The organism is Kitasatospora sp. NPDC054795 (genome assembly GCF_053611565.1).
The window spans coordinates 45,568-69,121 of record NZ_JBSHAP010000014.1 but is presented as its reverse complement, the minus strand read 5'-3'; the positions used below and the strand labels follow the sequence as shown (position 1 = coordinate 69,121).

Sequence of the window (23,554 nt, the reverse complement as noted above, 5' to 3'; positions counted from 1 at the left end):
TCGGCGTCGGTGTCGGTGTCGGTGTCGGTGTCGGTGTCGGCAGCGGCGTCCCACGCATCAGAGCCGTTGGAGGCCATGCAGCACCTGCTTCAGCGTGTCGAGGTCGGGCAGCCGGGCCTTGTTCGGCGCGAACCGGGGATGGCGGGCGGTGACCGCCCCGGACTCCAGCAGGTCGCCGAGCAGGATCTTCACCACCGAGACGGGCAGCGCCAACTCCGCCGCCACCTCCACGACGGCGGTCGGGGCCTCGCACATCCGCAGGATCCGGGCGTGCTCCGACTGCATCCCGGGCGCCGGCTGCCGCTCGGCGACGATCAGGGTGACGAGGTCGAAGGCGTTCTCCGGCGCCCGGCTTCGGCCCCGGGTGATGGTGTAGAGGCGGTCCGGGTCGTCGTCACGGCCCGGCAGCACCGGCCCGGCAGTCATATGCCGGCGCTCTCTTGCGCGGCGGCCTCGCCCTCCGCCTCCCGGGCGGGCGCGCTGAGGTGGACCCCGATCTGCTCGATCAGGCCGTGCATGTTGTGGCCGATCACGCCGACGTCCGCGTCGTCGTCCGTGACCACCGCGAGGTGCGCGCCCTCACCGGCTGCCACGATGCACAGGATGCCGCCGTGGAACTCGGTCATCGACTGCCGCACACCGCCGCTGCCGTCGCCGAACTCGATGGAGGCGCCATGTGCCAGGCTCTGCAGGCCGGAGGCGATGGCGGCCAGCTGGTCGGCCTGGTCGGTGCTCAGCCCGGCGGTGTGGCAGAGCTTGAGGCCGTCGGCGGAGAGGACCAGGGCGTGCCGGGTGCCGGGGGTCGCCGCCAGCAGGTTCTCCAACAGCCAGTCGAGGTCGCGGTCGGTGGCACTGCTCATCAGGTGTCCTTCTCGGTGACGGGGGAAGCGTCGGGCATGGTGTCGGGATCCGTGGTCGGCGCCCCGGCGGAGGGCTGCTCGGCCCCCGCGGGACGGGCGGCGGCCCGGCGGAACGCGCCGAACCGGGCGGCCGCGCCGACCGCGTCGGTGCTCACGGCCTTCGCGGTCCGGGCCGTCGCGGGGGCGCTGGTCGCCAGCGTCTGTCCGCGCCGGCGCTGCGGCAGGCCGCTGTCGGTCATCCGGGCGGGCGCGGCCGGCAGGGCGGGCGCGGTGGGCGTCTGCGTCCCGGTGGCGGTCGGTGTCCCGGCCGGGGTCCGCTGCGCGGAGGGCGCCGGAGGCAGGGAGACGGGTGCGGGGCGCGCCGAGGTGAGCGCGGGGCGCGCGGTCTCCACCGGCGGCTTCTGCGCCGGGGCGGACGCCTGGACGGGCGCCGGGGCGGCGGTCGGCACCGGGTGCGTGACGAGCCGCGGCGGGATCAGCATCACCACGCCGGTGCCGCCGCGCGCCGACGGCCGGAAGGAGATCTGCAGCCCGTGCTTGCGCGCCAGCACGCCGACCACCGCGAGCCCCAGCCGGGTACCGGCGGAGAGCGTGGTGAGGTCCAGCGGCTCGGCGCAGACGGCCCGCTCGGCCCGGCGCAGCCAGCTGTCGCTCAGCCCCAGCCCGCTGTCCTCGACGGTGACCACCAGCCCGGCCGGCACCTCCTCGACGTAGACGTGCACCTCGGCCGGCGGGGCGGAGAAGTTGGTGGCGTTGTCCAGCAGTTCGGCCAGCGCGTGCATCACGCCCTCGGCCGCGTACCCGGCGACCGCGGCGGTGCTGGCGTTGTGCAGCCGCACCCGCTGGTAGGCGCCGATCCGGCCGAGCGCGCCGCGCAGCACCGACTCCACCGCGATCGGCTTGGCCCAGCGGCGGCCCGAGCGAGCGCCGGTGAGCACCGCGATGCTGTCGGCCATCCGGCCCGCCTGGGCGGTCGAGTGGTCCAGGCTCAGCAGGTCGCCGAGGACCTCCTCGTCGTGCCGGTGCTGCATCTCGCGCAGCTCGGCGTGCATGCTCGTGGCCAGCGCCTGGACCCGCCCGGCGGCGGTCGCGCAGACGGCCAGGGCGGCTGCCCGCAGCCGCTCGCCGCGGCCGATCTCCTCGCTGACGGCGCGCAGCAGCGCGTACTGGGGGTGCTTGCGGTGGACGGCCAGCGCGCTGTCCACCGCGGCGCCGGCCCGCAGCTTCGCCACCACCTCGGGCAGCACGCCCTCGACGATCCGGGCCAGCTCGGCGCGTTCCGACTCGGCCCGGTCCCGCTCCGTCTGTGCCCCGGCCCGCTCGGCGTCCAGTTCGGCCCGCAGCCGGGCCAGTTCGGTGTGCGCGGCGGTGACGTCCGTCTCGGCGCGGGCCTGCTCGGCGCGGGCGGCGTCCCGCTCGGCGAGCGCGGCGGCGGTACGGTCGGCGGCGGCCGTCTCGGCCTGCCGGGCCGTGCCCGCGGCGACCAGCGCGGCCCGGGTCTCCTCGTGCTGAGTGGCCAGTTCCTCGGTCAGCCCGCGGGCGCGCTCCGCACCGGTCGAGGCGAGGCCGACGGCGATCAGCCAGAGCACCGTGACGGCAACCACCGCGAGGGCGGTGAGCGGCTGGTGCGCGCCGAACGCCCGGACAACGCCGACCGGCGCGGCGACCAGCGCCAGCAGCACGGCGGCCGCGGTCAGAGCGACGGTGCGCGGCGCGGGCCGTCGGCGCGATCGGCCGTCGGGGCTGGTGGCTTCTCTCATCGGTGCGGTCCTCGGCAACGTCGGCGGGCGGCGGCGCGGGCGGCGGGTCGGCGACGGTCGCGGCCGCCGACGGCTGGGTCGGGCGCATACCGGACCGCCCGGCGACGTCATGAAACGTCTCCGGGCGTCTGATCGGTTCACGCTTTCGGCCGATCATATCGATTCAGACATAGGCCTCAAGTGGCCAGTTGACGGCCAATCTCCTGCTTTCACACCGTCCACACCACACTGCGACACTGCCGACGCCCACTCGCGTGCCACGGTTCACACCCCGGTGGCCGGCCCTATCGGCCGCCGAACCGTCGTTCCAGCGCCTCCTCGAAGGTCCCCCGGCCCACCGCCCGGTCCGGCGTCAGGTTGCCGCCCGCCCGAAACCCGCGGCCGGCCGCACCCGGCACGCGCAGCGTCAGCAGCAGCCGGCGCCTGCCCGCCGCCCGCAGGTAGGCCTCGGCCAGCTCCCGGTACGACCGCACCTGCGGGCCGCCCACCTCCGGCGCGAAGCCGGCCGGTTCCTCCCCCACCAGGTCCGCGACGGCCGCCGCCACCTCCCGCACGTCCACCGGCTGGCACGCCGTCCCGCTCAGCACCGGGAAGACCGGCAGCTTGACGGAGGCGTCGAAGAACCTCAGCACCAGGTCGTGGAACTGCGTCGCCCGCAGCACCGTCCAGCCCAGCCCCGACTCCCGCACCACCCGCTCACAGGCGAGCTTCGTGGTGTAGTACGCGATCGGCACCCGGTCGATCCCGACGATCGACACGTACACCAGGTGCCGCACCCCGGCCTCCCGGGCCCGCGCCACCAGCGTCCGGACCCCGGCCAGGTCCTCCTTCTTCTGGGTGGTCGCGCAGTCCACCACCACCTCGACCCCGGCCGTCGCCTCCGCGATCCCGGCGCCGCTCACCAGATCGCCGACCACCCACTCGACCCCGTCGCCCCCGTCCCGCGCCCGCCGGCTCAGCCCCCGCACCACCACCCCGCGCGCCACCAGCAGCCGCACCACCTCCCGCCCGAGCGTCCCCGTCGCCCCGGTCACCAGCATCGTTCCCATCGCCGCACCACTCCTTCTCGGCAGAACCCGTCACCCCCTACGGACCGGACACCACCCCCGAACGTGACATCGGCAGTCCCGGGAACACGAAAAAGGCGGGGCGAGGACCGTGAAGTCCTCGCCCCGCCTCAGGTTTTCACCTCATCGGGTGAAACCGGGGTCGAGCGTGATCAGCTGCAGCCGCTGGTGGAGCCGCAGCCCTCGCAGAGGTAGCAGCTGCCGGCGCGGCGCATCTTGGTGCCGCAGGAGAAGCAGAGCGGGGCGTCGGCGTTGAGGCCGAGCTGGATCTCCATCAGCTCCGTGGAGTTGTGGGCCTGCTTCGGGGCCGCCTTGGGCGCCTCGACGGCCGGGGCCGGGATCGCGGCCGCAGCCGGCCTGGCGGCGACCGGGGCGGACTGGGCGAGCGACTCGGTGTCGAGCTCCTCGGCCTCCAGCGGCTCGTACGAGCCCGTCTCCAGGTGGCGCTGGCGCTCCTCGACGGAGTGGATGCCGAGCGCCGAGCGGGTCTCGAACGGCAGGAAGTCGAGCGCCAGGCGGCGGAAGATGTAGTCGACGATCGACTGCGCCATCCGCACGTCCGGGTCGTCGGTCAGGCCGGCCGGCTCGAAGCGCATGTTGGTGAACTTCGAGACGTAGGTCTCCAGCGGCACGCCGTACTGGAGGCCGACCGAGACGGCGATGGAGAAGGCGTCCATCATGCCCGCGAGGGTCGAGCCCTGCTTGGACATCTTCAGGAAGACCTCGCCCAGACCGTCGTCCGGGTAGGAGTTGGCGGTCATGTAGCCCTCGGCGCCACCGACCGTGAAGGAGGTGGTGATGCCCGGGCGGCCCTTGGGCAGACGCTTGCGGACCGGGCGGTACTCGACCACCTTCTCGACCGCGGCGGGGGCCTCGGCCTGCGCGGCCTTCTCCTCGGCGTCCTTCTTCTTGGCCGAGAGCGGCTGGCCGACCTTCGAGTTTTCGCGGTAGATGGCGAGCGCCTTGACGCCCGTCTTCCACGCCTCGAAGTAGATCTCCTCGACGTCCTCGACGGTCGCGGCGGCCGGCATGTTCACGGTCTTGGAGATGGCGCCGGAGATCCAGGGCTGGATCGCGGCCATCATCCGCACGTGGCCCATCGGCGAGATGGAGCGTTCGCCCATGGCGCAGTCGAACACCTCGTAGTGCTCGGCCTTCAGGCCCGGCGCGTCCACCACGTTGCCGTGCTCGGTGATGTGGGCGACGACCGCCTCGATCTGCTCGTCCTGGTAGCCGAGGCGCTTGAGGGCGCGCGGGACGGTGCCGTTGACGATCTGCATCGAGCCGCCGCCGACCAGCTTCTTGAACTTGACCAGGGCCAGGTCGGGCTCGACGCCGGTGGTGTCGCAGTCCATCATCAGGCCGATGGTGCCGGTCGGGGCGAGCACCGAGGCCTGGGCGTTGCGGAAGCCGTTCTGCGCACCGACGCGCAGCACGTCCTGCCAGGTCTTGTTGGCGGCCAGCCAGACCGGGGCGTCCAGGTCGTCGTGGGAGACGGCGTCCAGCGAGGCGTCGGCGTGCTGCTTCATGACCTGCTGGTGCGGGGCCGCGTTGCGGGCGTAGCCGTCGTACGGGCCGACCACACCGGCGAGTTCGGCGCCGCGGCGGTAGGCGGTGCCGGTCATCAGCGAGGTGATGGCGCCGGCCAGGGCGCGGCCGCCCTCGCTGTCGTAGGCGTGGCCGGTGGCCATCAGCAGGGCGCCGAGGTTGGCGTAGCCGATGCCGAGCTGGCGGTAGGCGCGGGTGGTCTCGCCGATCTTCTCGGTGGGGAAGTCCGCGAAGCAGATGGAGATGTCCATCGCGGTGATGACCAGCTCGACGACCTTGGCGAAGGTCGCCGCGTCGAACGAGTCGTCGTCGCGCAGGAACTTCATCAGGTTCAGCGAGGCGAGGTTGCAGCTGGAGTTGTCCAGGTGCATGTACTCGGAGCAGGGGTTGGACGCGTTGATGCGGCCGGACTCCGGGCAGGTGTGCCAGTGGTTGATGGTGGTGTCGTACTGGATTCCGGGGTCGGCGCAGGCCCAGGCGGCCTCGGCCATCCTGCGGAACAGCTTCTTCGCGTCGACGGTCTCGATGACCTCGCCGGTCATCCGGGCGCGCAGGCCGAATTCGGTGCCGTTCTCGACGGCGGTCATGAATTCGTCGTTGACGCGGACCGAGTTGTTGGCGTTCTGGTACTGGACGGAGGCGATGTCGTCCCCGCCGAGGTCCATGTCGAAGCCCGCGTCGCGCAGGGCGCGGATCTTCTCCTCCTCCTTCACCTTGGTCTCGATGAAGGCCTCGACGTCCGGGTGGTCCACGTCGAGGACGACCATCTTGGCCGCGCGGCGGGTGGCGCCGCCGGACTTGATGGTGCCGGCCGAGGCGTCGGCGCCGCGCATGAAGGAGACCGGGCCGGAGGCGTTGCCGCCGGAGGAGAGCAGTTCCTTGGAGGAGCGGATCCGGGAGAGGTTGAGGCCGGCGCCGGAGCCGCCCTTGAAGATCATGCCCTCTTCCTTGTACCAGTCGAGGATCGACTCCATGGAGTCGTCGACGGACAGGATGAAGCAGGCGCTGACCTGCTGGGGCTGCTTGGTGCCGACGTTGAACCAGACCGGCGAGTTGAAGCTGAACACCTGGTGGAGGAGGGCGTGCGTCAGCTCGTGTTCGAAGATCTCGGCGTCGTCCTTGGTGGCGAAGTAGCCGTGCTTCTCACCGGCGGCGCGGTAGGTGAGCACCACGCGGTCGATGATCTGCTTCAGGCTCCACTCGCGCTGCGGGGTGCCGACGGCGCCGCGGAAGTACTTGGACGTGACGATGTTGACGGCGTTGACCGACCAGAAGTCGGGGAACTCGACGCCGCGCTGCTCGAAGTTGATCGAGCCGTCGCGCCAGTTGGTCATGACGACGTCACGCCGCTCCCAGCGGACCTCGTCGTACGGGTGCACGCCAGGAGTGGTGTAGATGCGCTCCATCGGGAGGCCGCCCTTCGGCGCCTTGGCGCCCTTGACCGCGGCCTTCTCGGACTTCGACCCGCGCGCGGAACCGCTCGTGGTGTCTGTCACTTCTCGCTCCTCCTCCTGGGCAAACGCCCGAAGTGCCCTGAAAAGTCCGGGCACTGCTGGTTCGTTCTTCCGGTGTGCGGGCAGGCGGAGACCTTGCCTGCTTACGCACGGTTTGTAGTGTTCTGCGCCCCGTTTTCGGGCACGCGTGGGCCCTGCGGGGCCATGGTGGTGCGACGGGGCCCGCCCGGGACCCGGTGCCGGCGCCCGCTAGGGCGCGGCGGCGGAGACGGACACGGGGGTGTCGTCCGCCTCGGGGGCGCGGGGCCGTTCGACGCGGAGTTCCGCGATGGCGGCCTCGAAGTCCTCAAGTCCGTCGTACGCCTGGTACACGGAGGCGAAGCGCAGGTAGGCGACCACGTCGAGCTCCTTGAGCGGGCCGAGTATGGCCAGCCCCACGTCGTGGGTGGTCAGCTCGGCGTTGCCGCTGGCACGCACGCACTCCTCGACCCGCTGCCCGAGCTGGGCCAGCGCGTCCTCGGTGACCGGGCGGCCCTGGCAGGCCTTGCGGACGCCGGTGATGACCTTCTGCCGGGAGAACGGCTCGGTGACGCCGCTGCGCTTGATGACCATCAGTGCGGCCGTCTCCACCGTGGTGAAGCGGCGGCCGCAGTCCGGGCACTGCCGACGGCGGCGGATGCAGCTGCCGTCCTCGGTGGTCCGGCTGTCGACAACACGGCTGTCGGAGTGCCGGCAGAAGGGGCAGTGCACCTCGGGATCCCTCCCTGGCAGAACGTTCGGACCTCTTGAGTCTATGCGATGTGCCCCCGGCCTGGGCAAGCCGATCATGCGGGGCGACCACTAGTACTGGGCACGGATGATGACTGTAGCCACTACATCTAGGAGTCCGGGGGAGGTGAGCACCATGGCGTGTCGATGCCGCGACGGCGCCGATTAGACTGCCGGAGTCGAGTTCTGCTCGAACATTTACTCGATGTACAACAAAGCCTTGATCGAGTCAGTCAACTCCCGAATAATTCACTCGAACGTGTGTTTGGCGCAACCTTTCGATAGGAGGCGCGTTGGGCTGGAAAAGGGGAGAGGACAGCCGTCGAGAGGGGCCGCCGTGAACACGATCGAAAGCAACACCATCCCGGTGCAGGAACACTCCCAGTTCAAGGTGGGGCAGCGCACCACGAATCAACAGGGTCTGGACATCAGCATGGACCGTAGCGAAGACCACCGTCTCCCCGGCGCGGCCCTGTCCGGAACGGCCCGCGTTCCGGACCAGCCGATCGAACACTCCGCCGCCCTGGACGACGGCCATCCCTCCCCCGCCCGCGCGATGCCCGGCCGCCCCCCCGGGATCCGCACCGACGAGGCCGGTCTCACCGAGCGCCAGCGCCGGGTGATCGAGGTCATCCGGGATTCCGTCCAGCGCCGCGGCTACCCGCCGTCCATGCGCGAGATCGGCCAGGCCGTCGGCCTGTCCAGCACCTCCTCGGTGGCCCACCAGCTGATGGCCCTGGAACGCAAGGGCTTCCTGCGCCGGGACCCGCACCGCCCGCGCGCCTACGAGGTCCGCGGCGTCGAGGTGGCACGCCCGAACACCGCCGAGACGGCCGGCCGCCCGTCCACCTCCTACGTCCCGCTGGTCGGCAGGATCGCCGCCGGCGGGCCGATCCTGGCCGAGCAGACGGTCGAGGACGTCTTCCCGCTGCCCCGCCAGCTGGTCGGCGAGGGCGAGCTCTTCGCGCTCACCGTGCGCGGCGACTCGATGATCGAGGCCGCCATCTGCGACGGCGACTGGGTCACCGTACGCCGCCAGCCGGTCGCCGAGAACGGCGACATCGTGGCCGCGATGATCGACGGCGAGGCCACCGTCAAGCGGCTCAAGCGCGAGGACGGCCGGATCTGGCTGATGCCGCACAACTCGGCGTACGAGCCGATCAACGGCGACAACGCGACCATCCTGGGCAAGGTCGTCGCGGTCCTGCGACGCCTCTGACTCCTGTGCCGCGACCGACGGCACCGGGAAGGGGCTCCACCGCTCGTGCGGGGAGCCCCTCCGGCATTGCGGCCCGGAAGGCCCCGGCCCCGGGACGCGCGATCCCGGCAACCCGCAACCCCGGAGCTCGTGAGCCCCGGCCCCCCTCGGCCCCCTCGGCCCCCGGGCCCGGAACGCCGGGACCGAGGGCCGGCGCCCTCAGCCCCGCTTCACCACCGGCCGCACCGGCGCTGCCGAGGCGTCGATCGCCGCCAGCGAGCGGCGCACCTGGTTGCGGTCCGTGGTGTACCAGAACTCGGGCATCGAGGACCGGAAGAAGCTCCCGTACCGCTTGGTCTCAACCCGCGGGTCCAGCACCGCGACCACGCCCCGGTCGTCGGCCGCGCGCACCAGCCGGCCCGCGCCCTGCGCCATCAGCAGCGCCGCGTGCGTCGCCGCGACGGCCATGAAGCCGTTCCCGCCGCGCTGCTCGACGTCCTTCTGGCGGGCGCTCATCAGCGGGTCGTCCGGCCGGGGGAACGGGATCCGGTCCATCACGACCAACTGGCAGGCCGAGCCGGGCACGTCCACGCCCTGCCAGAGCGAGAGCGTGCCGAACAGGCAGGTGGTGGCGTCCGAGGCGAACTCCCGGATCAGCTCGCCCAGGGTGTCCTCGCCCTGCAGCAGGACGCGCTGGTCCAACCGCTCGCGCATCGCCTCGGCGGCCGTCTGGGCGCCCCGCATCGAGGAGAACAGCCCCAGCGTCCGCCCGCCAGCCGCACCGATCAGCTCGGCCAACTCGTCCAGCATGTCCGGCCGTTCGGGGTCGCGCCCAGGGTCGGCGAGGTGCTTGGCGACGTACAGGATGCCCTGCTTGGGGTACTTGAACGGCGAGCCGACGTCGATCCCTCGCCAGTGCGGCACCGCGTCCTCGCCGAAGGCCGGGCCGGACTCCGGGTTGTCCCCGGCGGTGCGGACGTCCGGCAGCCGCGTCTCGGAGGGCAGGCCGACGGAGGCGGCGACGCCGTTGAAGTCCCCGCCGAGCTTGAGCGTGGCCGAGGTGAGGACGACCGAGCGCTCCTTGTACAGCCCCTCGCGCAGCAGCCCGGAGACGCTCAGCGGGGCGACCCGCAGCGAGGCGGTGCCCAGCCCGTAACGGTCGCTGCGCTCGATCCAGACCACGTCGTACTCGGAGTCCTCCAGCAGCCGCTCGGCCGTCTCGTGCAGCGCCTCGGCCGAGGCCATCGCCTGCTTGCGGACGGCGTCCTCGTCGCTGAGCCCCTTGTCCCTGGTCTCGCCCAGCGAGGTGATCACCTGGCGGGAGGCGTCCCGGATCGCGGTGACCGCGTACGCCAGGTACTCGGGCAGTTCCTCGACCCGGCCGGGCTGGGCGGTCTCCATCAGGCCGTGGTAGTTCTCGGCGGCGGCCTGGAGCGCGTCGACCGCCTTCTCGTTGGCCAACCGCGCGGCCCGCTTGACCGCCCGGTTGACCGCGCCGACGGTCAGCTCGGCGGTGGCCGCGCCGGTGACCCGGTTGACCAGCTCGTGCGCCTCGTCCACGATCAGCAGCCCGTGCTCGGGCAGCACCGGCGCGCCCTCGATCGCGTCGATCGCGAGCATCGCGTGGTTGGTGACCACGACGTCCGCCAGCTTGGCCCGCTCCCGCGCCTTCTCCGCGAAGCACTCCTGCCCGTACGGGCAGCGGGTGGCGCCGAGGCACTCCTTGGAGGTGACCGACAGCTGGGCCCAGGCCTTGTCGGAGACGCCGGGGCTGAGGTCGTCGCGGTCCCCGGTGTCCGTCTCGTCGGCCCAGTCGCGCAGCCGCAGCACGTCCTTGCCGAGCTTCCCGGTGGGCCCGCCGAGCGCGTCCACCGGGTCGAACAGGCCCTCGCCCTCTTCGCTCGGGGTGCCCTCGTTGGCCCGGTGCAGGCACAGGTAGTTGGAGCGGCCCTTGAGCATCGCGAACAGCGGCCGGCGGCGCAGCACGGGGTGCATCGCCTCGACGGTGCGCGGCAAGTCCCGTTCCACCAGCTGGCGTTGCAGCGCCAGGGTGGCCGTGGCGACGACCACGCGGTCGCCGTGGGCGAGTGCGGGCACCAGGTAGGCCAGGGACTTCCCGGTGCCGGTGCCGGCCTGGACGAGCAGGTGCTCACCGTGGTCGACGGCGTCGGCGACGGCCTCGGCCATCCGGACCTGACCGGGGCGCTCCGCACCGCCGACGGCCGCCACCGCGGCGTGCAGCAGTTCGGGGATCCGCGAGCGCGGGACGGCGACGGCTTCCTCGGCCTCGTCGCCGAGGGCCGTCGCGGGCTGGGGTTCGGAGTCGTTCGTCATGACCCTCCCACCCTACGGGGCGGGGGTGACAATCCGGTCCCGCTGCCCGGGCAGTCGCACGTCCACCGCGACCAGCGCGTTCGGCACGGTCCCGTGCCGGGCGGCGTGCGGGCGGTGCGGGCGGTCCTGGTAGCCGTCCAGCAGCAGCCGGTTGCGGTTGAGGCAGAGCCGGTCGATCCGGGGGCGAAACAGGTCGAACAGCTCGAATCGCTCGCCCAGCTCGGGGAAGCGGTCCTGGTAGCGCAGCACCTCGGCGCGCAGCAGCGCCCAGAACTCGGTCTCGGGCAGTCCGGTCTGCGCCTCCAGCAGCGGGGCGAGGTAGCGGAAGACGCCGATGAAGAGCCCGGAGTGGATGAACTGGCAGAGTCCCTGCGGGCTCTCCCGCAGCAGCACCTCGGCGACCTCGGCGGGCAGTGCGTGCAGTTCGGGCAGGCTCTGCGCGCTGAGGTTGACGTCGTCCACGAAGTCCTTGACCGCGAGCCGGACCGGCACATCGGACGGGCCGAAGACCACGATGGCGTTCTCGCCGTGCGGGGAGAAGACCAGCCCGTAGCGGTAGAGGAAGTGCAGCAGCGGCGGCATCGTCGCGGCGAACAGCCGGGCGGTCCAGTCGCCGGGGAGCAGGCCGGAGCGGTCGATCAGCTCGGCGGCGAGCGCCCGCCCGTCGGAGCCGGTCTGCAGCAGCGCGGCCAGGGTGCGGGCCCGCTCGCCGCCGTCCAGGAAGGGGCCGAGCGGCTGGCGCCAGATCGCGCCGAGCAGCTCCTTGTACTGGTACGGCGCCTCGGGCAGCTCGCGGTAGAGCGGGTGGTCGACGGTGACGGAGGCGATCTCGCCGAGCAGGACCACCCGGCACTCGTCGCGCAGGTACGGGTCGGCGTCGCGCAGCCCGAGCAGCCAGGCGGTGACGGCGGGCGCGGCCAGCGTGCGCTCGACCGGCAGGCCGCGCCAGACCAGGGTGTTCAGGACGGACAGCGGCAGCTTGACGGTGCAGCGCTCGGGGTGGGCGGTGTTGAAGAAGGAGCGGATGGACTGCTGGGGCAGCCGTGGGTCGCCGTCCGAGGGCAGCGGGACGATCTCGCCGGAGGCGATCCAGGGGGCGAACAGCGGCAGGATCGTCTCGTCCCACTGCCAGGGGTGGACGGGCAGCAGCAGGTAGTCCCCGGCGTCCGGGCCGAGCGCGGCGCGCAGCGCGTCGACGTCGTCCAGCTCGCGGGCGTACAGCTGCTCGGGCCGTTCCAGGCCGGGCACCCCGCGGTACTCGGCGAGCCGGCGGTGGACGGCGATCCAGGGCAGCGGGCGGGGGCTGCGGGCCTCCGGGGCCCAGCGGGCGGCGTCGGTGCCGGAGAAGCCGATCCGGCCCTTGTTGGGCACGATCCAGGGGTGGCCGGTCTGCCAGCCCTCCAGGGCGGCGTGGTCGAGGTCGGCGAGTTCGGCTGCGGTCAGCGCGGTGGCGAGCTGGCGGGCGTCGGCGGTCAGGGTGGCGCAGAGCTCGCGGATCAGGTGGCCGGTGGTCTCGCCGCGCATGCCGAGGGTCTGCCGGGCGTACGGGAGGAAGCGCAGCGGGTCCAGGCCGTCCGGGCGGGTGCAGCGGACGGACTCGGGGTCGACCTGCCAGCTGTCGTAGGCGCCGCGCCGGGCGGTGAAGCGGTACTCGGCCTCGGGCAGCTCCAGCCGGTACTCGCCGGGCGCCTCGCCGGGGACGGGCCGGAGCAGGTCCTCGTAGGCGAACTCGCCCAGCATCTTGGCCAGCAGGGCGCGGCCGGCCTGCTGCCAGTGCCCGGCGGTGAGGTGCGGGGGCAGGTGGAGCGGCGGTTCAGCGGCCGACGGTTGCGGCACGGGTCAACTCCTGGGGGCGGGGGACGACGGGGGTCCGGTGGTGGGACGCGGGGTCGGGGGCGGGTACGGGCGGTGCGAAGCCGGTCCAGGCGGTGCGGTCGGGCAGCCGGTGGACGGTGCGCCCGGTGACGGCGTTGAGGATCACGGCGGCCCGGTGGGCGCCGAGTCCGAGGTCGGGGGTGCCGACGCCGTGGGTGTGCAGTTCGGCGTTCTGGACGTACAGCCCGCCGGTGAGTTCGGGGCGGGTGGCGACCCGGTGGTCCAGGTCGACCCGGTAGCGCCCGGCCTCGTCCCAGTCGATGAGCTCGGCGAGCGGTTCGAGGGCGGCCGGGCGGGCCGCCCGGTAGCCGGTGGCGAGCACGAGGGCGTCGGTGCGCAGCAGGTGATCGGCGCCGGAGTCGGTGTGCCGGCAGTGCAGTTCGAGGCCGCCGCAGGGGCCCGGTCGGGCGGCGGTGACGGCGATGCCGGGGGTGATCTCGACCGGGGCGGTGTCGATCGGGCGGCCGATGGTGCGCTCGTAGAGGTGGTCGTGGATCTCGGCGAGGGTCTCGGTGCTGGCGGCCTTGTGCAGCTGCCACTGGGCGGCGACCAGCGCGTCCCGGACGGGGGCGGGCAGGCCGTGGAAGTAGCGGGTGTAGTCGGGGGTGAAGTGCTCCAGGCCGAGCTTGGAGTACTCCATGGGGGCGAGCGCCCTGGTGCGGGTGAGCCAGCGCAGCCGGACGCCGTCGCCCTCGTGGCGCCGGAGCAGGTCGAGGAAGACCTCGGCGCCGGACTGTCCGCTGCCGATCACGGTGATGTCCCGGGCGCCGGCCAGGTCGGCACGGCGGTCCAGGTACTCGGCGGAGTGGAAGGCGCGCGGGTGGCCGGCCAGCGCGGCGAAGGCCTCGGGGAGGACCGGCCGGGTGCCGACGCCGAGGGCGAGGTTGCGGGCCCTGACCTCGGAGCGCCGTCCGGTCGCGGTGTCGGTCAGCTCGGCGCGGTACCAGGGCGCGTCCCAGTGCAGGGCGGTGACCTCGGTGCCGAAGCGGCAGCCGGCCAGCCGTTCGGCGGCCCAGCGGCAGTAGTGGTCGTACTCGCGGCGCGGCAGCTGGAAGCGCTCGGCGAAGTAGAACGGGAAGAGCCGGTCCTGGTCGCGCAGGTAGTTGAGGAAGGACCACGGGCTGGTCGGGTCGACCAGGGAGACCAGGTCGGCGAGGAACGGCACCTGCATCCGGGCCCCGTCCACCAGCATCCCGTGGTGCCAGCGGAACTCCGGGCGCTGGTCGCAGAAGAGGGTGCGCAGGCCGGGGACGGGCTCGGCGAGCGCGGCGAGCGAGAGGTTGAACGGGCCGATGCCGACGCCGAGCAGGTCGTACGCGGGGGGTGTCGAGGTGTCCACAGGGGTTTCCTAGGCGGGGAGTTGGGCCTGCGCGGCGGGCCCGCCGGCCCGGTCGCGGACCATCAGGGCGGCGCGCTTGCCGGGCAGGTCGAGTTCGGCGGCGGCTCGGAATCCGGCCCGTTCGAAGGCCCGGACGGACCGCCGGTTGCGGACGTCCGGCTCGGCCACCACCCGTTCGCAGCGCGGATTCCCAAGAAGAATCAATTCTGCGAGGGCGGCGAGGAGGACGGCGCCCAGCCCTCGGCCGCGGCTGGCGGCGGGGCCGAGCAGCAGGTGCACGCCGGTGTCGTACGGCCGGGCGGGGTAGTGCGCGGCGAGCGGGTCGAGGTCGGCGCGGTAGACCTCCCAGTAGCTCATCGGCTCGCCGTCGAGCAGGCCGAGGCAGGGCAGGCTCCGGCCGTCGCCGTCCTGCTGGGCCCGGACGTGCCGTTCGGTGACCTCCGGCGGCCCGGCGAGCTCCCAGAAGGCGTCGACCTCCGGGTCGTTCATCCAGCCGGTGAGCAGCGCCAGGTCGGCGGGCAGCCGGACCGGGCCGAGCCGGAACTCGCCCGCCGGGGTGGGCACCGGACCGAGCCGGAACTCGCCCGCCGGGGCGGGCACCGGTGTCCGCCCCAGCAGCTCGTGCGGCATCAGGCGCCCGCCACCGGGTTGGGGATGTCCACGTACACGGACTGGCTGGCGACCGGGCCGACCAGCTCGTCCATGCCGTTGATCCGGGTGAGCAGGTTGGCCTTGCAGGGCAGTGTGGGCGCGTCCAGCAGCAGGGCGGGCAGCGCCGAGCCGGTGGCGGCGGCCCGCGGACCGGCCAGGAACCGGCGCAGCGCCGCCAGCAGCACCGTTTCGTCGGCGAGCCGCTGGGAGCCGAAGGCGCCGATCAGGCCGAGCACGTGGTTGATGCCGAGGTAGTAGGCGAAGTGGTGGTCGATCACCTCGTCCGGCAGGAAGGTGTCGCTGTCCGTGCCGAGCCCGGGCAGCCGGGCGGCGAGCGTGCCGGCGGCGCTCTCCCGGTAGTAGTAGCCCTGGTTGTCGCGGTAGCGGCCGCCGCACGGCCAGCCCTCGGCGTCCAGCAGCACGAGGCTGTTCTGCTGGTGCGCCTCCAGGGCGATACCGCCCCGGCCGTCCAGCCAGAGGATGGGCAGCACGACCGCGTCCAGGTAGCGCAGGAACCATTCGGCCGCCACCGTCCGCAGCGGGCGGGCGCAGCGCAGGGCCAGCGCCCGCAGGAGGTCGCCGAGCCGGGAGGGCACGGTGTCGCCGCCGCCGAGCGGTTGTTCGGCGACCAGCCCGGCGACGCACAGCGCGCGGTCGGTGGGTGCGAAGGGCTGGGCGCGCAGCACGGTGTCCAGGCCGTTGGGGTCGCCGAGGTCGGGGTGGTCGACGCCGATCCAGGCGGGGTCGCGGACGATGTCGAAGCCGGGGTGGGCGGCCCGCCACTCGGCGGCCAGCCCGCTCTCCAGCAGCCGGTGCATCTCCAGGCCGCGGTGCAGTTCCTTGCGCAGGTTCTCCCGGCGGGAGTTGGTGATCCGCAGGCCGAGCGAGAGCTTGAGCATCCACGGGGTGCCGGGCCGGTAGACGGTGCGCACCGAGGAGGTGGGGTACCAGGGCTCGCCGGCCGGGCCGAGGTCGTGCAGCAGCCCGTCGGCGAGCAGTGCGGCGACGGCCGGGCGGTGGGCGAGTTCGCGGGCCTGCCAGGGGTGCAGCGGGACGGCGGCGGTGCCGGGCGGCAGCGGCGGGCCGCCGTCGAGCAGGCCGGCGGTGAGCTGCTCGGCGCTCTCGGCGACGGCGGAGCCGGCCGCGAGCAGTTCGCGGTCCACCGCGTACCAGTGCAGTTGGAAGGAGCCGTGCAGTTCGGGCGAGTAGGCGGCGCTCTGGGCGGGGCCGAGGCCGTCGCGGCTCTTGGGCGTGGGGTGCAGCGGGTGGCCGAGCAGCAGGGACTGTTCGGCGGCGAGGAAGTGCGAGCGCTCCGGCCCGCCGGGTACGGCGGCGGTGCGGCGGTGGGCGAGGATCTCGGCGGTGCGCACGACCGAGTCGGCGACCCGGCCGGCCAGGTCGGCGACCTGCCCGGGGTCGGGCCGTTCGGCGGCCGCCGCGGCGAGCAGCGCGGCAGCGGTGACGGCGTCCACCGGGGCCTCGGCGCCGCCCTCGCCGGCCGCGAGGGTGGCGGGGCCGAAGCGGTGCCAGCCGCCGGGCGACCAGTAGCGGACCGGGGCGGTGAGCCGGGCGGCCCCGCCGAGGACGGCGATCCGCAGTCGGCCGTCCGGGCCGGGCCGGGCTCCGGTCTCCCGCGTCCAGCAGCGCAGCAGGGCCTCCAGTCCGGCCTGTTCGGCGGCGACGGCCGGGTCGGGGTGCAGCAGCAGGTCGTGTCCGAAGGCCCGTGCCGCGGTGGGCGGCGGTACGGGCGGGGCTCCGGTGAGGGCGGTGCTCAAGGCTGCTCCTTGGGGCGCGTGGGGGTGCGGACGCGCACTGTGGTGGAGGGGATCGGCGGGCACTCGCACCGTCGCGTCAGGTAAGGGTTACCTATCCATGACGGGTGATCACAAGGAGCGCTCACTCGTCCGGGTGAGAATCGGCGATTGTGCACATTCGGGACCGGATGCCCTGCTGGGCCGGTGCACCGGCCGGGCCCGGATCACGGATCGGTGACCTCCGGCCGGCACCGCAACCCGGGGGGCGGGCACCGCCGTCCTCCTGTGCGATGGAAGACTCCACGACGGCGGACCGCCGCACCGCGAACCGGCCGGACACCCACCGCCCCGGTGTGCGGCCGCCCGCCGCGGCACCGTCCGGCGAGCCGGGACCACCCGGTGACCCGGCACCGCCCAGCACCCACCGCCCGAGCACAGGGGGAAGCGCACAGATGCCAACGATCCACCGGTCAGCCCTGGCCGCCGCCCTGGCCGCGGGCACCCTGCTCGCCGTGAGCGCCTGCGGGCCCGACGGCCCGGCGGGCGGCGGGACCAGCCCCGCACCGCCGCCCGCCTCCGCGGCGGCCCAGGCCGCGGGCGCGGGCGGGGCGATCGGCGGAATCACCCTCCCGTCCGGGCTGCCGACCAGCCTGCTGGAGGGACTGCCCAGGAGCTGGGACGACCTGAAGAAGTGGAAGTTCGAGGACTGGGACAAGTGGGCGTCCACGCACGTCTTCAACAACCCGGTGGTGAAGGACTTCTGGGACCCGGACAAGATGGGCGACTCCAAGCCCGCCGAACCGGCCCCGCCCGCCGCCAAGCCCGCCCCCGCCACCCCCGCGCCGTCCACCGACGACGGCGTGACCGACCCCGAGCCCCCGGTGGTCAAGGCCCTGGCGGTGCCCCGCCCGTACACGAAGCAGCCCTCCGGAAAGGTGTTCTTCTCCGCCCAGGGCGGCCGCGGCAACTGCTCGGCGACGGTGATCACCGACCCGCAGCACCCGGGGAAGAGCAACCTGGTCTGGACGGCCGGCCACTGCGTGCACGAGGGCAAGGGCGGCAACTTCTTCAAGGACCTGGTCTTCGTGCCCGCCTACAACAACTCGGGCGCCTCCAGCGGCGGCAAGCGGGCCCCGCTGTCCGAGCTGGCCCCGCTGGGCACCTGGTGGGCCGACCAGGTCACCGCCTCGCCGCAGTGGATGGTCGAGGGCGGCGGCAGCGGCGACGCCGCCAACCAGTACGACTTCGCGGTGATGCGCGTGCGCAACCAGAACGACACCGGCAAGTCCCTGGAGGAGACGGTCGGTTCGGCCGTTCCGGTCTGGTTCGACGCGCCGCGCGACCAGCTCAAGGTCTCGGCCGTCGGCTACCCGCTCGTCAAGCCGTTCGACGGCCAGGAGCTGTACAAGTGCGACGGCGGCAAGCCGACCCGGCTCTCCTTCGACGCCAAGCGCCCGACGATGCTGACCATCGGCTGCACCATGACCCAGGGCGCCAGTGGCGGCGGCTGGTTCGCCACCATGCCCGACGGCAGGACCGCCCTGGTCAGCAACACCTCGATCGGCACCCAGGAGCACACCTCGCTGAGCGGCCCCTACCTGGAGGCGGTCGCCCGGCAGGCACTGGACTGGATCTCGAAGAAGAAGTAGCAGCCGTACGAGGGAAGCAGCCGCCGGCGGGGGGCGGCACGGGACCACCAGCACAGCACGGGGGACGAGCCAGCATGCCGACAACCACCAGCCGGCGGCGCCGGGCCGCGACGGCCGGCGGCGCGCTGCTCGCCGCGCTCGCGCTGGGCGCCGCCGGGTGCGGCCCGGACGGCCCGGCCCGGCCCGCCACCGCGCCCCTCGCCCTGCCCCGCTCCGCGCCCACCAGCCTGGGCGACCTGACCGGCTGGAAGGTGGAGGACTGGGACCGCTACACCGCCGACAGCGCCTTCGCCGGCGACGCGGCGCCCGGCTTCTGGACGGCCGCCCGGATGGACACCGCCAAGCCCCGGCCCACCCCGGAGTACTCCCTGACCGCCCCCGCGGCGGCCGGTGTCGAACAGGACGCCCCGCCGGCCGCCGTCCCGGCCCAGCCGCTGCCGCACCCGTACGCCCAGGCCGGCGCGGTGGTCGGCCGGCTCTTCATGACCACGCCGCAGGGCGACGCGGCCTGCTCCGCCACCGTGGTCTCCGACCCGGTCAACCCCGGCCGCAGCAACCTCGTCTACACCGCCGCGCACTGCCTGCACGACGGCAAGGGCGGCAGCTGGCTGAAGAACCTGGTGTTCGTCCCCGCCTTCAACCGGGACGGCCGGGTGCTCCACGGCAAGCCGAACCCGGACCAGCAGGCCGCCCCGTACGGCCGGTGGACGGCGGTGCGCGCGCTGGTCTCGCCGACCTGGCGCCAGGAGAGCGGCGTCGGTGCCCGCAACCAGTACGACTACGGCGTGCTGCGGGTGCGCGGCGAGGACGGCTCCGGCAGGTCCCTGGAGGAGACGGTCGGCGGCTCGGTGCCGATCTGGTTCAACGCCCCGCGCGAGCAGATCACCGCGGCCGCCGCCTACGGCTACCCGGCCGAGCGGCCGTTCGACGGCCTGGAGCTCGAACACTGCGACTCCCCGGCCGCGCCCGGGCGGCTCTCCTTCGACCGGACCCGCCCGCCGATGTACGTAATCGGCTGCTCCATGACGGCCGGCGCCTCCGGCGGCGGCTGGTTCGTCATCAGGGACGGCAAGCCCAACCTGATCAGCGTCGGCGCGGTCGGCAACCGCAACCCGGCCGGCTACCAGGCCGGGCCCTCCCTGCACGACCAGGCGAAGCAGGCCTTCGACTACTTCGCCAAGAACGTCCGGTAGCCCCTGCGGAGGCACGGGAAGGGCCCCGGGACGGCGAACCGTCCCGGGGCCCTCCGTTGGCTCCGGCCTCAGCCCTGCAGGGCCACCGCGAAGTACTCCAGCTCGGCGGCCAGCTCGGCCTGCACCTTGGCGTGCAGCAGGGTGCCCTCGCCGGTGTGCTCGGCGGAGAGCAGCTCCCCCTCGGCGTGCACCCGGGAGACCAGCGCGCCCTGGGTGTAGGGCACCAGGGCCCGTACCTCGACCGCCGGACGCGGCAGCTCGTCGTCGATGAGCTGCAGCAGCTCCTCGATCCCCGCGCCGCTGCGGGCCGACACCACGATGGCGTGCGGCTCGCGGCGCAGCAGGCGCTGGAGCACGTGCGGATCGGCGGCGTCCGCCTTGTTGATCACCACGATCTCCGGCACGTTCTGCGCGTCGACCGAGACGATGACCTCGCGGACGGCGGCCAGCTGCGTCTCCGGCTCGGGGTGCGAGCCGTCCACCACGTGCAGGATGAGGTCGGCGTCGGCGACCTCCTCCATGGTCGAGCGGAAGGCCTCGACCAGGTGGTGCGGCAGGTGCCGGACGAAGCCGACGGTGTCCGCCAGGGTGTAGAGCCGCCCGCTCGGGGTCTCGGCCCGGCGCACGGTCGGGTCCAGGGTGGCGAACAGCGAGTTCTCCACCAGGACGCCCGCACCGGTGAGCCGGTTGAGCAGCGAGGACTTGCCGGCGTTGGTGTACCCGGCGATGGCCACGGACGGCACCTGGTGGCGCTTGCGCTCCTGGCGCTTGGTGTCGCGGCCCTTCTTCATGTCGGCGATCTCCTTGCGGAGCTTCGCCATCTTCTCGCGGATCCGGCGCCGGTCGGTCTCGATCTTGGTCTCACCGGGACCACGGGTGGCCATGCCGCCGCCCGACGTGCCGGAGCCACCGCCACCCATCTGCCGGGACAGCGACTGGCCCCAGCCGCGCAGGCGCGGCAGCATGTACTGCATCTGCGCGAGCGAGACCTGCGCCTTGCCCTCCCGGGACTTGGCGTGCTGGGCGAAGATGTCCAGGATCAGGGCCGTCCGGTCGACGACCTTGACCTTGACCACGTCCTCCAGGTGGATCAGCTGGCCGGGGGTGAGCTCACCGTCGCAGACGACGGTGTCGGCGCCGCTGGCGGCGACGATGTCGCGCAGTTCCTTCGCCTTGCCGGAGCCGATGTAGGTGGCCGCGTCGGGCTTGTCGCGGCGCTGGATGACGCCGTCCAGCACCTGGGAGCCGGCCGTCTCGGCGAGCGCGGCGAGCTCGGCCATCGAGTTCTCCGCCTCCTCCAGCGTGCCGTCCGTCCAGACGCCGACGAGCACCACGCGCTCCAGGCGGAGCTGGCGGTACTCGACCTCGGTGACGTCTTCGAGTTCGGTGGAGAGGCCGGCGACACGGCGCAGGGCGGCTCGCTCGCTGCGGTCGTACTGGTCGCCGTCGTAGTGGTGGCCGAGGTCCTCGTCGATGGCCGCGAGGTCCTCGTCCATGAGGGCTTCCGCCCGCCGACCGTCGAGGCGGCGCGGAGCGTCGGCGTGGTCGCGGGTGTCGAACGTGGAGGTCATTCTGTCCTTTGGCTCGCTGGTACGGGTGGCCTTCGGGGACCGCTGCCGCGGTCCCGTACGGAGTCTGCCCAGCTGCCGCCCCGGTTACCGTCCGGGCGGGGGTGAGCTGCCCCTCGGGTCCTCGGGCGAGACCCGGGCTCCTGTGCCCGGACAACGCCGTGGACCGGCCGTGAATTCCCCATGATGGTCGCACGCCCGGCGCGGGCCGGTCATCCCCATTTCCGCGCGCCGGTCATCCCCGTTTCCCGCGGGCCGCCGGGCCGAGCGGCCGCTCCCCCGGTTCCCGGCCGCCGTCCGGGGCCTGCGGGCGGCTCACGTCGTACACCCCGGAGACCTTGAGCATCGCCCGCATCAGCCGCGGCAGGGCGGCCGGCTCGGGCAGTTCGACGGTGTAGGTGTGCCGGACCCGGGACTCCTGCGGCGGCTCGACCTCGGCCGAGACGATGCCGACGCCGGCGCCGGCTCCGGAGATCGCGGCGGTGAGGTCGGCGAGCAGCCGGGGCCGGTTCAGCGCCTCGGCCCGCAGGGTGACCCGGTGCCCGGTCGCCGGGGCGTCCTCCGGCCGCCAGCGGACCTCCAGCTCGGCCCGCCCGTCCGCGCGCATCCGCTCCCCCGCCGGGCAGCCGGTGCGGTGCACCGCGACCGCGCCGCCGCGGATCGGGTAGCCGGCCACCTCGTCCGGCGGCACCGGGGTGCAGCAGCGCGCCAGCCGGACCGGCGCCCCGGGCCGTCCGGCCACCGCGACCGGGGCGGCCCGCCGCTCGGCGGTCGGGCGCCCGGGCGGGGCGGGCTGGCCGCCGGTCGGGCCGGTGCGGACCACCGGCTGCCGGGCCGGGTGGTCGGCCAGCCAGCGCTCGATGGCCAGCCGGGCGCCCGGGGTGCGGGCGTGCGCCAGCCACTCGGGGGCGGGGCCGGAGGGCTGGCCGCCGCCGGCCGGGAGGGATTCGGTGAGCACCGCGACCTGGTCGCCGTCCTCCAGCACGGTGGACAGAGCGGTGAGCCGCCCGTTGACCCGCACCCCGATACATCGGTGGCCGGTCTCCTCGCCGAGCAGGTAGGCCGCGTCCACGCAGGTGGCGCCGGCCCTCAGCTGAAGCGTTTCGCCGCTCTCCGTCACCACGGTGATCTCGCGGTCGCCGGCCAGGTCGGCGGTGAGCGCGGACCAGAAGGCGTCCGGATCGGGCGTCTCCTGCTGCCACTCCAGCAGCCGGCTGAGCCAGCCCGGGCGGGCCGGGTCGGTGCGGTCCAGCTCGTCGGCGTCCTGCACGGCGCCGGCCGGGGACGGGTCCCCGAGCGCGACCACCCCGGTCTCGGCCACCTCGTGCATCCGCCGGGTGCGGACCAGCACCTCGACCACCGCGCCGCCGCTGAGCGCCACGGCGGTGTGCAGCGACTGGTAGAGGTTGAACTTGGGCGCGGCCACGAAGTCCTTGAACTCCCCGGGAAGCGGCGTCCAGCAGGTGTGCAGCTCGCCGAGCACGGCGTAGCAGTCGGCGTTCTCCTCGACCACCACCAGCAGCCGCCCGAAGTCGGCCGGCCGCGGCCCCTGCGGCCGGCCGTCCGGCCCGGGCACGGCGGCCCGGCGGAGCAGCACCCGGTGCAGCGAGACGCAGTGCCGGGGGCGGACGGTCACCTCGGCGGTCACCCCGGCCTCGGCCAGTTGGCGGGCCAGCTGCCGGGCGAAGGGCTCCAGCAGGGTGTCCGGCTCGGCCTCGTGACCGGTCATCAGGGCGCGGGTGCGGGCATGTTCCTCGGGGTGCAGGGTGGCGAAGACGATGTCCTCCAGCTCCGCCTTGAGCACCTGGATGCCGAGCCGCTCGGCCAGCGGGATCAGCACGTCCCGGGTGACCTTGGCGATCCGCACCTGGCTGGCCGGCTTCATGTGCCGGATGGTGCGCATGTTGTGCAGCCGGTCGGCCAGCTTGATCACCATCACCCGGACGTCGTCCCCGGTGGCGACCAGCATCTTGCGGAAGGTCTCGGCCTCGGCGGCGGCGCCGAAGTCGACCTTCTCCAGCTTCGTCACCCCGTCGACCAGGTAGGCGACTTCGGGCCCGAACCCGGCGCCCACCTGGTCCAGCGTCAACTCGGTGTCCTCGACCGTGTCGTGGAGCAGCGAGGCGACCAGGGTCGTCGTCCCGGCGCCGAGTTGGGCCAGGATCATGGTCACGGCCAGCGGGTGGGTGATGTACGGCTCGCCGCTCTTGCGCTTCTGGCCGCGGTGGCTGGCCTCCGCGAGCCGGTACGCCCGGGCGAGCAGGCCGAGGTCGGCCTGCGGGTGGTGCCGGCGGTGGACCTGGACGAGCGGCTCCAGGGCGTCCGGCACCGGCGGCCGGCCGGTGGCCAGCAACGCGGCCCGCCCGGCCCGGCCGAGAGCGGCCCGGCCGAGCTCCCCGAGGGGCCGCCTGGCCCCGGCCTGCCGTACGGTCGTCGGCTGCCCCGTCAGGGACTGCCCGGCTTCGATGGTCATCGGCACCTCCGGCAACGGTCGCCGGGCGCCGCCCCGTCCGAGGGGGTGATCTCGACACCCCTC

At 73.7% G+C, this 23,554-nt stretch carries 16 protein-coding genes; 3 read left to right on the top strand and 13 right to left on the bottom strand.

Annotated elements, in window-relative coordinates:
• Positions 1-57: 57 nt before the first annotated feature.
• The 6 genes from ACWGJO_RS07545 to nrdR form a co-directional block, all read right to left on the bottom strand.
• Complete coding sequence (locus tag ACWGJO_RS07545; RefSeq protein ID WP_359907038.1) at positions 58-426, bottom strand: DUF742 domain-containing protein; 369 nt, start codon at positions 424-426, stop codon at positions 58-60.
• The gene (locus ACWGJO_RS07540) at positions 423-860 is read right to left on the bottom strand and encodes a roadblock/LC7 domain-containing protein (protein WP_387694086.1); all 438 of its coding nucleotides are present in this window, start codon (positions 858-860) and stop codon (positions 423-425) included. Before ACWGJO_RS07540 ends, ACWGJO_RS07545 begins: the two co-directional genes overlap by 4 nt.
• Entirely contained in the window at positions 860-2,620 is a 1,761-nt protein-coding gene (locus tag ACWGJO_RS07535; RefSeq protein WP_452182597.1) for an ATP-binding protein, read from the bottom strand. Before ACWGJO_RS07535 ends, ACWGJO_RS07540 begins: the two co-directional genes overlap by 1 nt.
• A gap of 284 nt (positions 2,621-2,904) precedes the next feature.
• Entirely contained in the window at positions 2,905-3,669 is a 765-nt protein-coding gene (locus ACWGJO_RS07530) for an SDR family oxidoreductase (RefSeq protein WP_452182596.1), read from the bottom strand.
• 170 nt (positions 3,670-3,839) lie between these two features.
• A complete protein-coding gene (locus tag ACWGJO_RS07525) occupies positions 3,840-6,731 on the bottom strand; it encodes a vitamin B12-dependent ribonucleotide reductase (protein ID WP_452182594.1) in 2,892 nt (963 codons plus the stop codon).
• A 207-nt stretch (positions 6,732-6,938) separates the two neighbouring features.
• The gene (nrdR, locus tag ACWGJO_RS07520; protein ID WP_359907050.1) at positions 6,939-7,439 is read right to left on the bottom strand and encodes a transcriptional regulator NrdR; all 501 of its coding nucleotides are present in this window, start codon (positions 7,437-7,439) and stop codon (positions 6,939-6,941) included.
• 574 nt (positions 7,440-8,013) lie between these two features.
• On the opposite strand from nrdR, the gene lexA reads away from it, so the two are divergent.
• Positions 8,014-8,676 (top strand): transcriptional repressor LexA, encoded by a 663-nt coding sequence (gene lexA, locus ACWGJO_RS07515; protein WP_359907136.1) that lies wholly within the window; start codon positions 8,014-8,016, stop codon positions 8,674-8,676.
• Between the two features lie 198 nt (positions 8,677-8,874).
• On the opposite strand, the gene ACWGJO_RS07510 is transcribed toward lexA, so the two are convergent.
• From ACWGJO_RS07510 to ACWGJO_RS07490, 5 genes are read right to left on the bottom strand one after another with little or no spacing between them, the layout of a single operon-like run.
• Positions 8,875-10,989, bottom strand: coding sequence for an ATP-dependent DNA helicase (locus tag ACWGJO_RS07510; RefSeq protein ID WP_452182593.1), 2,115 nt, complete (start codon positions 10,987-10,989; stop codon positions 8,875-8,877).
• A gap of 12 nt (positions 10,990-11,001) precedes the next feature.
• Positions 11,002-12,825: an IucA/IucC family protein gene (locus ACWGJO_RS07505; RefSeq protein WP_452182592.1), complete on the bottom strand. Its 1,824-nt coding sequence runs from the start codon at positions 12,823-12,825 to the stop codon at positions 11,002-11,004.
• Positions 12,803-14,203, bottom strand: coding sequence for a lysine N(6)-hydroxylase/L-ornithine N(5)-oxygenase family protein (locus ACWGJO_RS07500; protein ID WP_452182591.1), 1,401 nt, complete (start codon positions 14,201-14,203; stop codon positions 12,803-12,805). Before ACWGJO_RS07500 ends, ACWGJO_RS07505 begins: the two co-directional genes overlap by 23 nt.
• A gap of 9 nt (positions 14,204-14,212) precedes the next feature.
• The gene (locus ACWGJO_RS07495) at positions 14,213-14,833 is read right to left on the bottom strand and encodes a GNAT family N-acetyltransferase (RefSeq protein ID WP_452182590.1); all 621 of its coding nucleotides are present in this window, start codon (positions 14,831-14,833) and stop codon (positions 14,213-14,215) included.
• The gene (locus tag ACWGJO_RS07490; protein WP_452182589.1) at positions 14,833-16,692 is read right to left on the bottom strand and encodes an IucA/IucC family protein; all 1,860 of its coding nucleotides are present in this window, start codon (positions 16,690-16,692) and stop codon (positions 14,833-14,835) included. Before ACWGJO_RS07490 ends, ACWGJO_RS07495 begins: the two co-directional genes overlap by 1 nt.
• Before the next feature lie 368 nt (positions 16,693-17,060).
• Between ACWGJO_RS07490 and ACWGJO_RS07485 the strand changes: the two genes are divergently transcribed.
• A complete protein-coding gene (locus ACWGJO_RS07485; RefSeq protein ID WP_452182588.1) occupies positions 17,061-18,257 on the top strand; it encodes a trypsin-like serine peptidase in 1,197 nt (398 codons plus the stop codon).
• A gap of 74 nt (positions 18,258-18,331) precedes the next feature.
• The gene (locus tag ACWGJO_RS07480) at positions 18,332-19,450 is read left to right on the top strand and encodes a trypsin-like serine peptidase (RefSeq protein ID WP_452182587.1); all 1,119 of its coding nucleotides are present in this window, start codon (positions 18,332-18,334) and stop codon (positions 19,448-19,450) included.
• 68 nt (positions 19,451-19,518) lie between these two features.
• Here ACWGJO_RS07480 and hflX read toward each other — a convergent pair whose 3' ends face one another.
• Together hflX and ACWGJO_RS07470 are read right to left on the bottom strand one after the other, a co-directional pair.
• Positions 19,519-21,021 carry a GTPase HflX gene (hflX, locus tag ACWGJO_RS07475; protein ID WP_387694077.1) on the bottom strand — a complete coding sequence of 501 codons (1,503 nt, stop codon included), beginning with the start codon at positions 21,019-21,021 and terminating at the stop codon, positions 19,519-19,521.
• A gap of 232 nt (positions 21,022-21,253) precedes the next feature.
• Positions 21,254-23,491, bottom strand: a complete 2,238-nt coding sequence (locus ACWGJO_RS07470) for a RelA/SpoT family protein (RefSeq protein WP_452182586.1) — start codon at positions 23,489-23,491, stop codon at positions 21,254-21,256.
• Between the last annotated feature and the right edge of the window lie 63 nt (positions 23,492-23,554).

Coding starts and splice junctions, on each gene's coding strand:
- ACWGJO_RS07530 (WP_452182596.1), bottom strand. CDS start 3,669: ATGGGAACGATGCTGGTGACCGGGGCGACGGGGACGCTCGGGCGGGAG.
- lexA (WP_359907136.1), top strand. CDS start 8,014: ATGCCCGGCCGCCCCCCCGGGATCCGCACCGACGAGGCCGGTCTCACC.
- ACWGJO_RS07495 (WP_452182590.1), bottom strand. CDS start 14,833: ATGCCGCACGAGCTGCTGGGGCGGACACCGGTGCCCGCCCCGGCGGGC.
- ACWGJO_RS07480 (WP_452182587.1), top strand. CDS start 18,332: ATGCCGACAACCACCAGCCGGCGGCGCCGGGCCGCGACGGCCGGCGGC.
- ACWGJO_RS07510 (WP_452182593.1), bottom strand. CDS start 10,989: ATGACGAACGACTCCGAACCCCAGCCCGCGACGGCCCTCGGCGACGAG.
- ACWGJO_RS07535 (WP_452182597.1), bottom strand. CDS start 2,620: ATGAGAGAAGCCACCAGCCCCGACGGCCGATCGCGCCGACGGCCCGCG.
- ACWGJO_RS07545 (WP_359907038.1), bottom strand. CDS start 426: ATGACTGCCGGGCCGGTGCTGCCGGGCCGTGACGACGACCCGGACCGC.
- ACWGJO_RS07540 (WP_387694086.1), bottom strand. CDS start 860: ATGAGCAGTGCCACCGACCGCGACCTCGACTGGCTGTTGGAGAACCTG.
- hflX (WP_387694077.1), bottom strand. CDS start 21,021: ATGACCTCCACGTTCGACACCCGCGACCACGCCGACGCTCCGCGCCGC.
- ACWGJO_RS07470 (WP_452182586.1), bottom strand. CDS start 23,491: ATGACCATCGAAGCCGGGCAGTCCCTGACGGGGCAGCCGACGACCGTA.
- ACWGJO_RS07485 (WP_452182588.1), top strand. CDS start 17,061: ATGCCAACGATCCACCGGTCAGCCCTGGCCGCCGCCCTGGCCGCGGGC.